Consider the following 12,683-nt stretch of genomic DNA (forward strand, 5'->3'; position numbering starts at 1 on the left):
GCACGCATCGCAAAGGCAGAAGCAGAGCTCAGTAGTTTGTTCGCACTTGCCAAACAAGTTCCATCCATCACTGACCAGCGCCCATACCAAAACGATGTAACAGCGGTGTCCATCGAATTGCGGGCGGCAAACCAAATGCTTTCTGACCTACTTCGCCGCAGTTCCGTATGTGCTGGGGATATTTCGATTGACAGCGTCGACCTTTTTCGAACCGACATGCTCGACGTCCTTTTCGGCGAAAACAGAGCGATCGCGAAAATCTATCTCAGCACGATTGTTGCCGTTGTAATTGTGGGGAACAACCACATCGACATTCAGGGCCATGTCAATGACCTAGTTGCGGGGGTTGAACGAGCTAATCAAAAGCAGCTCGAGCCTGATGCTCCGGGGGTTCGCAGATATGAACGCAGATGGCGGAGGAGGTGGGATTCGAACCCACGGTACGCTTTCACGCACGCCGGTTTTCAAGACCGGTGCCTTAAACCGCTCGGCCACTCCTCCAAGCTTTAAGTCGGTATATCCAATGCTAGGTAGTTTGATGAATAACTACCCGACTTGTTGCTGGCTGGCTACATAGCAGCTTTAATAGCTGCGTCAATATGTTCCGCAGCAGTCGCATACCGTCCTGTCAACTTTGCGGACTGGATGCGCGCAAGCTTATAATGGCTGTCAGCGAATGACAATCTGACGCAGCGTCAACTGGCGTACACTGTTTCTACGACCAACCGGGTTGACCCCAATCAGGCTCATCTGCATTGTCTGGCAAACCCATTGGTTAAGGGGTATTAAAGGACCTTTATAATTATGAGCATTTCGAATGTTATTTTTCAGAGCGAGCATATTGCGGTTGTCCAAACCTCGGGCACCAGAACAGACGCAATTGCCGTCACTTTCACACCTGAAGATCACAGACACGTTTCCCCTCCGCAAGGTTTCTCACAAGCCTACTTCCAAAATCTTGGTATTCCGTCGATAGCATTTGTCTCCAACTCAGACCATTGGTGGCAAATCGAAGACATGAAGGAGGCGTTGGCCGTTGTGCGTTCGGCTGTCAGTGCATTTCCTCGCGTGTTGAGCTACGGAACGGCAATGGGAGCCTATGGCGCTTTGATCTTTTCATCCGCGCTCGGGGCAACGGAAGTTTTGGCATTGGCGCCGCTCATTTCAAGAGCAGCAAAAGACGCAAGACAGGAAGCGCCAACGGAAATGCTTGCTTTGGATAGGCAAGAGGTCGGTGAGGGGATCAGTCAGCATGCCAATGTTTTACTCGTATACGATCCTTTGACACGAGACGCTTACCATCTCCGAAAAATCGTAGGCGATCACGTTCAACATTTAAAAATACCTTTAATTGGTCAGAATGTTTTTTCGTTTCTGAAAACAAATGGCGTTTTAGATGCCCTTTTGCAGGATACGATTGCTGGAGATAGCGATCTCGCCAATTATAGGGATGATGTTCTGCAAAAGAGGAAACTCTGGCCGACATATTGGCTTGGTTTGGGCGAAAAAGCGAGTGAAGCGGGACGACATAAGGATGCAGCTGCGTGCTTCGAGCGGGCAGCAGGGCTGGATCCGCGTTATCCCACTCTGTTAAAATGGGCGCGTAGCTGCGAACGTTCCGGTGACATCGAAACAGCAGCACAGCAGTATGCCCAAGCTCTACTGGTGAAGCCGGGCGATGAGCGAGTGACAGAAAAAACCGTAAAATTGCTGCTTGCCGCAACACGAACTGCAATCCGAAACGGAGACTTGGACCAAGCAACTGAGAATGCCGAATTGGCAGCGCGGATTGCTCCGGACAATGAAGATGTCAAGGCGACGGAGCAGCGGCTTGTTCGGATCCGTAATCGCGAGTCGCACAGCAGTTTACCGGGTCAGGCTCCAGCAGATGTACAGCCGATGTAGAGCAGACCGCTCTGACGTCACAAACGAGAGCGCGATCTTGGACCAAATGCAACACCACTTGCTTGTGTAAACTGGTCGATGAACGAAATTGTGGCTGCTCAACGAGAATACGGCCTCCGCCAACTGTCTAGTATTGTTGCCGGCTACGACGCGCAAGAGGATGCCGGCTTTTCGTCAGGGTCCGAGCATAGAGTTCGTTAACCATAGAAATAGAAAAACCTTTGGAACAGATTTGTTAATCCTAATTCGACCAATTTGAGGCACTTTCCTGAGTGCGCGGCAAATCTCAAATGAACACGATCGAACTGGCAACATTATTCATGACGTTTGAACCTTACATAACGCTTTTGGTAAAGAGTGCGCGCTTGGCGGCTATTCCGGCGTTATGCATTTCGCTGGCTGCCTGCGGTACCACCGGGGGCGCGAAGAAGGCAAAACCTCGGAGCAAAGAGTATTTTGCGGAATCGATTTATGGTGTCAAAGCCAGTCCGCGTGTTGCAACCGGCTCAAGGATTCCAAAAGGCGGTGGGCGCTTTCAGGTTGGCAAGCCTTACAAGGTCAAAGGTCGTTGGTACACGCCAAAGGAAGACTACACCTACAACAAGGTGGGTCACGCATCCTGGTACGGCGATGCTTTTCACGGGCGGCTGACGGCCAATGGCGAAGTGTATGATAAAGAGCATCTTTCCGCCGCTCATCCCACGTTTCCGCTGCCAAGTTACGCCCGGGTCACCAACCTTGAAAATGGTGCTTCCGTGGTGGTGCGCGTCAATGATCGTGGGCCGTATGAATATGATCGCCTGATCGACGTTTCGTCAAAAACGGCCGACTTGCTCGATTTGAAGCGTAAGGGGAGCGCAAATGTTCAAGTGCAGTATGTCGGCCGCGCGCGTATGGATGGCCACGACATGCCGTATCTTATGGCATCCTATGTTCCCAAGGGTGATCGCACACCACATACCCTGCCGGGCGGAGGCCAGATCGCGTCCGGGGTTATGGTTGCCTCCAATGCACCGCTGAAGCGCACACCGGGCCTTCTGGGTACGCTGGGACCAACACGCGCGCCAGTCCGGGAAAACGCCTTGACCGAGACCATCCCTGAGCCAGCTGCCGTTGCGCAGATGAATGAATTTGCTTCGCTGCCGGACATCGGCCCTATGCCAAGCGAACGTCCGACAATGCTTGGCTCCCGCAGCTTCGCGTCGGCTTACGCAGAGCCCGATGACCGTTTGGAAGCTTTGGCATTTAAAGCCGTATTAAAGAGACCGTAGTACAGTTTACCGAATGTCACCCAAAGCGACGTTTGGATACTGCCATGCTAAAAATGTTATTGATCGCGATGTCGATAGGCTTCTATGGGCAAGCGGTCCAAGGACAGCCGGCGGAAGTGGCGGGCTTTGAAACCAAGGCCAAACAGGCATTGCTGATTGAGGAAGACACTGGCACCGTCCTGTTTTCCAAACAGGAAGACGTTCCGATACCACCGGCTTCGCTGGCGAAGTTGATGACCATGGAGGTCGTCTTCTCAGCGCTCGAAAGCGGTGAGATATCAGCAGAAACCACCTTTCCAGTCAGCGAGAATGCGTGGCGCACGGGTGGCGCTCCATCAGGAACATCTACCATGTTTGCGGCTGTCAAGTCGTCCGTGTCCGTGGGCAACCTTATCCAAGGCGTTATCGTGCAAGCTGCCAATGATGCCTGTATTGTTCTGGCAGAGGGGCTCGGCGGTTCTGAGGCCAAGTTTGCGGGCCGCATGACGGACCGGGCAAAAGCGCTGGGCATGGCCTCGTCAGTTTTTGGCAATGCCACTGGTCTGCCAGACGCAGTGAGTCAGGTAACCATGCGCGACTTGCTCACTCTGGCACGGCATATCCACAGAACCTATCCGCAGTCCTACTCCCTCTATTCGCAAGAGGATTTCGAGTGGAACAAGATCCGCCAGCGCAACAGAAACCCGCTGTTGCGGCTGAACATGGGCGTAGATGGAATGGCGATGGGTTATGCAGAATCCTCCGGTTACGCCATCGTCGCGACAATGGTCCGTGATAATACACGGTTGTTTCTGGCTATGAGCGGACTGACGAGCGACAAGGAGCGCGCGGAGGAAGCCAGAAAAATATTGGAGTGGGGGGCAAGTACCTTTGAAAGACGCAAGCTGTTTGAAAAGGGTGCCGTTGTCGGACGTGCAAGCGTCTATGGTGGGGACGCCACGCACCTCGACTTGGTGAGCCATGAACCCCTGGACGTGTTCGTGCCAGTCGAAGCCGGTGGCCGCATATCGGCAAAGGTCCTGTATAACTGGCCACTCAGGGCACCAATCGCCGCCGGTACGCAAGTCGGCACATTACAGGTCTTTGACGGACAGCGGCTGCTGCGCGAAGTACCGGTTGAAACCGTTGGTTCGGTCGGGCAGGGGACGCTCGTGAGCCGCGCGCGCGATGCATTGCAGGAGTTGCTGTTGTTCTGGCTATAGAAATAATCAGCCGAACGGTTTTATGCTGATTGGGTATGCGCTATGCAGACCGCAGACCATGTTCCAACGGCGCAAGCAGTCTGTCAGACATTCGATAGACTGGGCAAATGAGTAGCAGAATTGAATAACGGATTGTTCATCACGTTTGAGGGCGGCGAGGGCGCAGGAAAATCGACACAGATTTTGTTGCTGGCTGAACGCCTTCGCGCGCAGGCTTACAATGTCGTTGTTACACGCGAACCCGGCGGATCGCCGGGAGCAGAGGCCGTGCGGCACGTTCTCCTGTCAGGCGCTGCACAAGAGTTCGGGGTGCGAATGGAGGCCATCCTGTTTGCAGCCGCACGCAATGACCACGTTGAAGACGTCATCAAACCGGCACTGGAAGAGGGCGCAATTGTGCTGTGCGACCGCTTTCTTGACTCATCTCGTGTCTACCAAGGCGTTACAGGTAATCTTGCACCTGCTTTCGTTGACGAGCTGCAGCGCATTGCGGTTGATTCGATCATGCCGGACTGTACCCTCGTCTTTGATCTACCCGCCGCACTCGGTCTGGAGCGCGCGCGCCTACGGGGTGCTCTGCCAAATGGTTCAGCGCCGGACCGTTTTGAACGGGAAGAAGTGGACACGCACGAAAAGCGCCGAGAGGCTTTTCTTGATATCGCCCTGCGGGAACCGAAACGCTGTCGCATTATCGATGCGACCCTACCCGCGGACGACGTTGCCAAGGCGGTTTATTCTGTGCTTGAGCCGTTTTTGACAGCGAACGGCGGGGCAGATCGATGAGCACAGATGCCGCCACTGACGCTTTGGACGGTGCGATACCGCCCGCACAGAACACGCGGCTGTTCGGACATGAGGCCGCTGAAACTTTCCTTGCGCAATCCTACCGGTCCGGCAAAGGACATCATGCGATCCTGATAGAGGGGCCGCAGGGTATCGGGAAGGCAACGCTGGCGTTTCGGTTTGCAAACCATATCCTCAGACATCCGGAACCGGAACATGCACCGGATCATCTGTCCGATCCTGATCCAAATACATCTGTCAGTCGGCAGATTTCATCAGGCGCTTCTCACAACCTGCTGCATATGACGCGACCGGTGGATGAGAAAACCGGCAAGGTCAAAAGCGCCATCACTGTCGATGAAGTGCGCAAAGCGGGAAAATTTTTTTCGCAAACCTCCGGTACGGGCAATTGGCGGATCGTGATCATCGATCCTGCTGACGATCTTAACCGCAATGCCGCCAACGCAATTCTCAAAATTCTGGAGGAGCCACCCAAGCGTTCCATGTTCCTGGTGCTGACGCACGCTCCGGGTCGGCTGTTGCCAACAATCCGATCTCGTTGCCTTCCGCTAAAGCTGCAACCATTGCCGCACGCTGCGTTGGCGCTTGCCTTGTCAAACCTCGGTGTTGGTAGTTCAGGTGAGGGTGCTCAAGATGCGCTGAATGCTGCAAAAGGCAGCGTTTCCGAAGCGCTGACCTTGCTGAATTACGGTGGCGCGGAGGTCATCCGCGCCTTCAATTCGGCTTTGACGAAAGACGGGCCAACCGCGCGAAAAGAAATGCACCGGTTGGCAGATGTGCTTTCGGGCAAGGATAGTGAGATCCTGTTCAATTTTTTCAGTTCTCATATTCATGACCACATCATGTCCGCTGCAACCTCTGCTGCGAAAGAGGGTAATCTTTCGGGCGCCAATACGCTTGCCCGTTTAACCGCAACCATTACGGAGCGGATGACGACGGCCAAAGCCTTCAATCTGGACCGTAAACAGACTATCCTGTCCGTTCTGGAAGATTTGAAAAGCGCGAGTCGCGGATAAAGCAGCCAAAGAATTGATAAGCAGCCTTTGCGGGATTGAATGTGATGCGCTAAAAGCACTGCACATTGACACATTCCCAAGGCAGGCCACAGCCGACCATGACTGATTCATCTCCTTTCTTCATCAGCACCGCAATCTCCTATCCCAACGGCAGACCGCATATCGGCCACGCCTACGAATTGATTGCAACCGATGCCATGGCACGTTTTCAGAGGCTCGACGGTCGCGATGTGCTGTTTCTGACGGGGACCGATGAACACGGACAGAAGATGCAACAGACTGCCAAGCGTGAGGGTATCACGCCGCAGGAACTTGCAGATAGAAACTCGTCCGTTTTCAAGGACATGGCGACGGTTCTGAATGCGTCGAATGATGATTTCATTCGCACGACCGAACGACGGCATCATATTGCTGCTCAGGAAATCTGGCGGCGCATGCAAGACGCTGGTGACATCTACAAGGATTCTTATTCCGGCTGGTACTCGGTTCGGGATGAGGCCTACTATCAGGAAGGGGAAACCGAGCTGCGGGCTGATGGAGTACGCTACGGACCGCAGGGAACACCGGTGGAATGGGTTGAGGAGGAAAGCTACTTTTTCCGCCTGTCGAAGTATCAGGACCGGCTGTTGGCACTCTATGAAGAGCAGCCGGACTTCGTTGCCCCCCAGGAGCGCCGCAATGAAGTCGTGTCGTTCGTGAAGTCCGGTCTCAAGGACTTGTCCATGTCACGCACCACATTTGATTGGGGTATCAAGGTCCCGGGGGACCCGGCGCACGTCATGTATGTATGGGTAGATGCGCTGACCAATTATCTGACGGCAACGGGTTTTCTGACAGATCCGACCGGCCCAAAAGCGAAATTCTGGCCTGCCAGTGCGCATATCATCGGCAAGGATATCATTCGATTCCACGCGGTGTATTGGCCGGCTTTTCTGATGTCTGCGGGCATCGCCTTGCCAAAGCGTGTTTTCGCTCACGGTTTCTTGCTCAACAAGGGTGAGAAAATGTCGAAATCTTTAGGCAATGTTGTTGACCCCTTCAACCTTGTCGAGCACTTTGGCCTCGACCAGATACGGTTCTTTCTGCTCCGGGAAGTCTCGTTCGGGCAGGACGGCAGCTATAGCGAAGAGGCAATCGCGACACGGATCAACTCCGATTTGGCCAATGGTATCGGCAACCTTGCCAGCCGCTCGCTGTCGATGATCGTGAAAAATTGTGACGGTCAGGTACCCGAATGCGGACCATTGACCCCGGAAGACCAGACAATGCTGGCCTCGGCTGATGCGCTGCTTTCCATTGCCCGCGAGGACATGAATAAACAGATGTTACACCGGACACTGGCAGCCATCATTGCTGTTGTTTCCGAAGCTGACCGTTATTTTGCGGGACAAGAGCCTTGGGCACTGAAAAAAACCGATCCTGCCCGCATGGCGACGGTCCTGTACGTGACGGCGGATGTCGTGCGCCAGATTTCAATCCTCCTTCAGCCATTCATGCCGCAGTCTGCGGCAAAACTCCTGGATCTTGTGGCAATACCGGACGGTAAAAGAACATTTGCGTCGCTTGGGGAGGCAGGGCGCCTTGTGCCGGGAACACAACTGCAAGCACCGACACCGGTTTTTCCGCGCTATGTCGCACCACTGGTCGAGTCGTAGACCAATGCTGATCGATACGCACTGCCACCTGGATTTTGCCGATTTCGATGAGGAGCGCGATCTTCTCATCGAGCGCGCGCATGACGCCGGTGTCAGTCAGATGATAACCATCTCAACGCGCGTCAAGAAGTTTGACGTCATCTCTGGACTGGCGGAGCGCTATCCTACGGTTTTCTGTTCTGTGGGGACGCATCCGAACAACGCAGACGAGGAGTTGGATGTGACTTCAAACGATCTCATCCGTCTTTCCAGTCATCCCAAGGTGGTGGCAATCGGCGAGGCTGGACTCGATTATTTCTACGACACGGTCAAGCCTGAAGACCAGAAAACGGGGTTGCTCCGACATATAGAGGCCGCGCGCGAAACCGGCTTACCGCTGGTCATTCACAGCCGATCAGCCGATGCCGACATGGCCGATATTCTGACCGAGGAAACCGGGAAGGGGGCCTTTCCATTCCTGTTGCACTGCTTTTCATCGGGCGCTGACCTCGCCCGCATCGGACTGGAACTGGGCGGTTACGTCTCCTTTTCAGGCATACTGACATTTCCGAAATCCGAAGAGATTCGCGAGATCGCGAGTACCGTTCCCATGGATCGGTTGCTGGTTGAGACCGATGCTCCCTATCTTGCACCGAAACGCTGGCGGGGGAAAAGGAATGAGCCTTCCTACGTGGTCAATACCGCTGAGGTGCTGGCGAGCTGCAAAGGCGTCAGTCTGGACGAAATTGCCGCAGCGACAACGGATAATGCCCTTCGGTTGTTCTCCAAAATGCCGAGACTCAATTGACAGTTTTGCGTCGCTTTACCGTTCTCGGCTGCTCTTCATCACCCGGAGTTCCACGAATTAATGGTGATTGGGGTGCGTGTGATCCGGCGAACCCCAAAAATCGCCGGACGCGATCGTCGTTTTTGATCGAGCAGATCGCTGAAAACGGTGGCATTACGACGATCGTTATCGATACCGGGCCGGATTTCCGCGCCCAGATGATTGCTGCGAATGTAAAGAACATCGACGCAGTAGTTTATAGTCATGCGCACGCTGACCACCTTCATGGCATGGATGATTTGCGCGGGTTTGTGATGGGTGGCAAAAGCCGCATACCGGTTTACGCGGATGCCGAAACGCTGGAACGCATCCGGCAGGGTTTTTCCTATTGCCTGGAAACACCTGTCGGCAGCAATTACCCCCCGATAGCCAAGGCACATCTTATTGCGTCGCCTGACGACGAACTGACCATTGTTGGCGACGGCGGTTCTTTGACCCTACAGCCATTGCTGCAGCAACACGGGTCGATCCACTCATTAGGGTTTCGAATTGGCAACATAGCCTATTGCAGCGATGTCAGCGATTTCCCATCGCGGACGGTTGAAAAGCTTCAGGGTCTCGACATTCTGTTTCTGGATACGCTGCAATACAAACGTCACCCTAGCCATCTATCACTGGAACAGTCGTTAGACTGGATCGCACGGCTGGCACCGAAACGTGCTGTCCTGACGCACATGCACACGCCGCTGGATTACGAGACCGTTCTGAACGAAACGCCGGATCATGTTGAGCCAGCATATGACCAGATGACGTTCACCATCGAGCTACCGCAAGACTAGAAGTTCCATAATCTTTCTTATCTGATTTTTGTGTATAGTCGGGTGGATGCCAATGATCTCAATGGCTCCACCTCGTATGAGAAAAAGATCTCGCAGTCACCTACCCCGATATACGAAGTCCCCGGGCTGCGCGGCGGCGTCTTCGGCCGCTTTCTCTACCAACTGATTGCGCAATGGTGAGCGTATGCAAACCGGATCGGTTTCCGCGGCATTACCGGCCAGTGCCATTGCCTGACAACGGCATCCGCCAAAGTCGATGGACTTGCGATCACATGACCGACAGAGATCCGGCATCCAGTCATCGCCCCGATAGGCATTGAATGCCTGCCCGTTGTACCAGATGTCTGCCAGTGGTGTCTTGTAAGCGTAATCAAAAATCAGTGACGGTATGGTTTCGGCTGCGTGGCATGGAAGAACCTTGCCAGTGGGTGTGACATTCAGGCCGATCCGTCCCCAGCCGCCCATACAGGCTTTCGGGTAGGTCGAATGATGATCGGCGGGAACGTAATCAATCACCAATGTTCCTTCCAACCGCTTTGATGCTTCTGCAACCGTTTGGTTGGCCTTCAGAACCTGCTCTTTCGTCGGCATAAGTTGGCGACGGTTGCGTTCCGCCCAGCCGTGAAACTGAACTGTCGCAATCTCAATACGTCGCGCACCAAGTTTGACGGCAAGGTCCAGCATCTCGTCCAATTGGTCCATGTTCTGCTTGTGGCAGACGGCATTGACGGTCAGCGGGATACCAGAATCCCTAACCCATCCGGCAACAGCGATTTTCCGGTCATAGCCGCCTTTGTAGCCACCAACACGATCAGCCGAGATCGGTGAACTGCCCTGTATGGACAACTGGACATGATCCAGCCCGACATCCGCAAGGTCTTTAATGCGGTTTTCGTTTAAGCCCACGCCCGAGGTAATAAGGTTGCTATACAGATCAAAAGATGCAGCGGCCCGGGTCAATTCTACAAGATCACGCCGCGCTGCCGGTTCACCCCCAGACAGGTGCAAATGCAAGACACCGAGGTCCGCTGCCTGGCGGAAAATATCTATCCACTGCTCCGTCGTCAGTTCCTCGCTGGCCTTTGCCAGATCCAGCGGATTGGAACAGTATGGGCAGGCCAACGGGCAGCGATGGGTCAACTCAGCGAGCATCGCCATCGGCGGGGGCGCCGCAATCGGTGCCCGAGGTGTCGGAACAGGTGACAGAGCAACGTTCACTGCACGATCTCCAACATCCGGCGGTTAGACAATTCCGTCAGAAACGCTTTGATGTCTTGAGCGATCTGGTCTTTTGGTGCGTGGAACTTCTCGGAAAACTCTTGCGACAACACATCAACGGATTTAACGCCGTCCAGTGCCTGGACAATCACCACGGCAATGTCATCCAGCGCCATCGCGCGTTCTGGTGCGAGTAAAACCATATGGTTACGCACGGGGTCTCTGCGAAGACGTACGCCGCGCGGCAATTTCACGACGCTTGAATCGGTAATCACAACTTGGGGCTGGTCGCTCATGCTACCACGTCCTGCGTCGGGGTGCTGTCATCCAGATCCCCTGTCACGCCTTCCCGCCCGTCCCAGCCGCCCGGCGGAATGCGCCCCGGGGCCACATAGGCAGAGAACAACGCATCGAGCTGCGACCACAAGACATCGGTCTTGAATGTCAGCGCCGCGGCGGCAGCATCCTGTTTCTCCAACGTATCGGCATGGTCCAGAACAAAGTTGAGCCCGAAGGCAACGTCCTGCGGTGCCTCGCTCAAACGCTGCCGAAAATATGAGAGCGCTGTCTCATCGGCAAATTTGTAGTGCGCCAGAAGCCCAGCAATCCGCTCGCTATGAATTTTAGGCGCGAACAGCTCCGTCAACGAAGACGCAACAGCTTCCAGCATCGGCTTTTCGCGCACGAATGAAACATAGGCATCAACGGCAAAGCGCGTTGTCGGCAATACCCCACGCGCACTTGCAACATAGTCAGGATCCAGACCGACAGCCTCCGCCAGTTTCAACCAGCGCCGAATACCGCCGCCCTCCTCTACACCACCGTCGTGATCTTCAATGCGCGAGCGCCACGCGCGGCGCAAATCCGGGTCCGAACACCGCGACATGAACGCAGCATCCTTCATAGGAATGCGACTTTGGTAATAGAACCGGTTGATGACCCAGGCACGCACCTCTGTCATTGTGCATTCGCCGCCATGCAGCCGGCGATGGAATGGATGTTTGTCGTGATACCGCGCCTGCCCGATGGCCTGAAGCCTTGCTTCAAATGCGTGTCTATCGAGCGCCTGTACCAAGCGTGATCTCCATTCCGTCATGCCCCACATCAATGCCATGGGCGTTTACCAAATCCCGTTCAGGACCTTCTCGCCATATAGGGTTTGTATTGTTGATGTGAATATAAATGATGCGCTCAATCTTTAGTGAACGCAGCGCTTCCAAGCTGCCGCCCTCGCCTGAAATAGCCATGTGGCCCATGCGCGCACCGGTTTTTATGCCCGTTCCGCACCGTATCATTTCGTCGTCCGTGAACACAGTGCCGTCAAAAAAGACAAGTGATGCACCGTCCAACCTTGCGGCCAGCGAGGGGGGAATAAATGCACAGCCGGGGATATAGACAATCCGTTGCCCGTTGGCATGCATTTCAACGCCAACCGTTTGCTCGCCTTCCAAACGCGTGTCTGGCTCGCCATCCTCCATAAACAGCGGAACTTTCCCCGGTACGGCGAACAATTGCGCTGTCAAACCGGGCAAAAGATCAAAGGGCTGATCGAGCGAAATGATCTCGCGGCGGACGAACTCGGGGTCAAGAGCCCTGAAAACGGGGTTATCATCCAGAATCTGCGAAATAGCTGATGTTACAAATACTTGAAGCGGCTGTTTCTCACGCAGAATGAGCAGACCAGCGATGTGATCAATATCCCCATTGGTCAGCAATACACTTTTGACCGGGCTGTGCCGCAGTGATTTTGGTTGGAGCTGGGGGTTGTGCTCGAGTTGGTGACGAATGTCAGGTGACGCATTCAGCACCGCCCAGTTTTCGCCGTCCACGGAGACGGCCAACGACGATTGTGTTTGCGGGACAATACCGCTACCGGCGATACGTGCGTCACGGCAATTTTCACAGCCGCAATTCCACTGGGGCAGGCCCCCGCCCGCCGCAGCGCCTAAGACAAGGGCGCGAAACCGGCTGTTGCCCCTCTCGCGCCCGTCGTTATCAGTCATAAAG

General features: G+C 54.6%; 13 protein-coding genes and 1 tRNA gene. 8 read left to right on the top strand and 6 right to left on the bottom strand.

Annotation, left to right across the window (positions count from 1 at the left end; genetic code table 11):
* Positions 1-147: 147 nt before the first annotated feature.
* Together IFT84_RS08610 and IFT84_RS08615 are read right to left on the bottom strand one after the other, a co-directional pair.
* Positions 148-324, bottom strand: a complete 177-nt coding sequence (locus IFT84_RS08610) for a hypothetical protein (protein WP_192118402.1) — start codon at positions 322-324, stop codon at positions 148-150.
* 87 nt (positions 325-411) lie between these two features.
* Positions 412-501 (bottom strand) — tRNA-Ser (locus tag IFT84_RS08615).
* Between the two features lie 303 nt (positions 502-804).
* On the opposite strand from IFT84_RS08615, the gene IFT84_RS08620 reads away from it, so the two are divergent.
* From IFT84_RS08620 to IFT84_RS08655, 8 genes are all read left to right on the top strand, one after another.
* A complete protein-coding gene (locus IFT84_RS08620; protein WP_192118403.1) occupies positions 805-1,905 on the top strand; it encodes a tetratricopeptide repeat protein in 1,101 nt (366 codons plus the stop codon).
* Positions 1,906-2,225: 320 nt separating this feature from the next.
* Positions 2,226-3,176, top strand: coding sequence for a septal ring lytic transglycosylase RlpA family protein (locus tag IFT84_RS08625; protein WP_192119109.1), 951 nt, complete (start codon positions 2,226-2,228; stop codon positions 3,174-3,176).
* A gap of 44 nt (positions 3,177-3,220) precedes the next feature.
* The gene (locus IFT84_RS08630) at positions 3,221-4,378 is read left to right on the top strand and encodes a D-alanyl-D-alanine carboxypeptidase family protein (protein WP_244651162.1); all 1,158 of its coding nucleotides are present in this window, start codon (positions 3,221-3,223) and stop codon (positions 4,376-4,378) included.
* Between the two features lie 120 nt (positions 4,379-4,498).
* Complete coding sequence (gene tmk / locus IFT84_RS08635; protein ID WP_244651163.1) at positions 4,499-5,161, top strand: dTMP kinase; 663 nt, start codon at positions 4,499-4,501, stop codon at positions 5,159-5,161.
* Positions 5,158-6,198, top strand: a complete 1,041-nt coding sequence (locus IFT84_RS08640) for a DNA polymerase III subunit delta' (protein ID WP_192118405.1) — start codon at positions 5,158-5,160, stop codon at positions 6,196-6,198. Before tmk ends, IFT84_RS08640 begins: the two co-directional genes overlap by 4 nt.
* Before the next feature lie 98 nt (positions 6,199-6,296).
* Entirely contained in the window at positions 6,297-7,853 is a 1,557-nt protein-coding gene (metG, locus tag IFT84_RS08645) for a methionine--tRNA ligase (protein ID WP_192118407.1), read from the top strand.
* Between the two features lie 4 nt (positions 7,854-7,857).
* Positions 7,858-8,640, top strand: a complete 783-nt coding sequence (locus IFT84_RS08650) for a TatD family hydrolase (RefSeq protein ID WP_192118409.1) — start codon at positions 7,858-7,860, stop codon at positions 8,638-8,640.
* Positions 8,637-9,458 carry an MBL fold metallo-hydrolase gene (locus IFT84_RS08655; RefSeq protein WP_192118411.1) on the top strand — a complete coding sequence of 274 codons (822 nt, stop codon included), beginning with the start codon at positions 8,637-8,639 and terminating at the stop codon, positions 9,456-9,458. The genes IFT84_RS08650 and IFT84_RS08655 overlap by 4 nt, the downstream gene beginning before the upstream one ends.
* Positions 9,459-9,554: 96 nt before the next feature.
* Here the strand turns inward: IFT84_RS08655 and pqqE are convergent, their stop codons facing one another.
* Genes pqqE through pqqB form a run of 4 tightly spaced genes read right to left on the bottom strand, consistent with a single transcriptional unit; the run spans position 9,555 to position 12,679 of the window.
* Positions 9,555-10,616 carry a pyrroloquinoline quinone biosynthesis protein PqqE gene (gene pqqE / locus IFT84_RS08660; RefSeq protein ID WP_192119115.1) on the bottom strand — a complete coding sequence of 354 codons (1,062 nt, stop codon included), beginning with the start codon at positions 10,614-10,616 and terminating at the stop codon, positions 9,555-9,557.
* 56 nt (positions 10,617-10,672) lie between these two features.
* Positions 10,673-10,972, bottom strand: coding sequence for a pyrroloquinoline quinone biosynthesis peptide chaperone PqqD (gene pqqD / locus IFT84_RS08665; RefSeq protein ID WP_192118413.1), 300 nt, complete (start codon positions 10,970-10,972; stop codon positions 10,673-10,675).
* Positions 10,969-11,751, bottom strand: coding sequence for a pyrroloquinoline-quinone synthase PqqC (pqqC, locus tag IFT84_RS08670; RefSeq protein WP_192118415.1), 783 nt, complete (start codon positions 11,749-11,751; stop codon positions 10,969-10,971). Before pqqC ends, pqqD begins: the two co-directional genes overlap by 4 nt.
* Positions 11,732-12,679 carry a pyrroloquinoline quinone biosynthesis protein PqqB gene (gene pqqB / locus IFT84_RS08675; RefSeq protein WP_192118417.1) on the bottom strand — a complete coding sequence of 316 codons (948 nt, stop codon included), beginning with the start codon at positions 12,677-12,679 and terminating at the stop codon, positions 11,732-11,734. Before pqqB ends, pqqC begins: the two co-directional genes overlap by 20 nt.
* Positions 12,680-12,683 lie beyond the last annotated feature (4 nt).

Origin of the sequence: Rhizobium sp. CFBP 8762 (assembly GCF_014841565.1) — a bacterium.
Lineage (GTDB): Bacteria > Pseudomonadota > Alphaproteobacteria > Rhizobiales > Rhizobiaceae > CFBP-8762.

Excerpts from the sequence above, each read along its gene's own strand:
- IFT84_RS08610 (WP_192118402.1), bottom strand. The coding sequence starts at position 324 with ATGGCCCTGAATGTCGATGTGGTTGTTCCCCACAATTACAACGGCAAC.
- IFT84_RS08620 (WP_192118403.1), top strand. The coding sequence starts at position 805 with ATGAGCATTTCGAATGTTATTTTTCAGAGCGAGCATATTGCGGTTGTC.
- IFT84_RS08625 (WP_192119109.1), top strand. The coding sequence starts at position 2,226 with ATGACGTTTGAACCTTACATAACGCTTTTGGTAAAGAGTGCGCGCTTG.
- IFT84_RS08630 (WP_244651162.1), top strand. The coding sequence starts at position 3,221 with ATGCTAAAAATGTTATTGATCGCGATGTCGATAGGCTTCTATGGGCAA.
- IFT84_RS08640 (WP_192118405.1), top strand. The coding sequence starts at position 5,158 with ATGAGCACAGATGCCGCCACTGACGCTTTGGACGGTGCGATACCGCCC.
- metG (WP_192118407.1), top strand. The coding sequence starts at position 6,297 with ATGACTGATTCATCTCCTTTCTTCATCAGCACCGCAATCTCCTATCCC.
- IFT84_RS08650 (WP_192118409.1), top strand. The coding sequence starts at position 7,858 with ATGCTGATCGATACGCACTGCCACCTGGATTTTGCCGATTTCGATGAG.
- pqqE (WP_192119115.1), bottom strand. The coding sequence starts at position 10,616 with ATGGCGATGCTCGCTGAGTTGACCCATCGCTGCCCGTTGGCCTGCCCA.
- pqqD (WP_192118413.1), bottom strand. The coding sequence starts at position 10,972 with ATGAGCGACCAGCCCCAAGTTGTGATTACCGATTCAAGCGTCGTGAAA.
- pqqB (WP_192118417.1), bottom strand. The coding sequence starts at position 12,679 with ATGACTGATAACGACGGGCGCGAGAGGGGCAACAGCCGGTTTCGCGCC.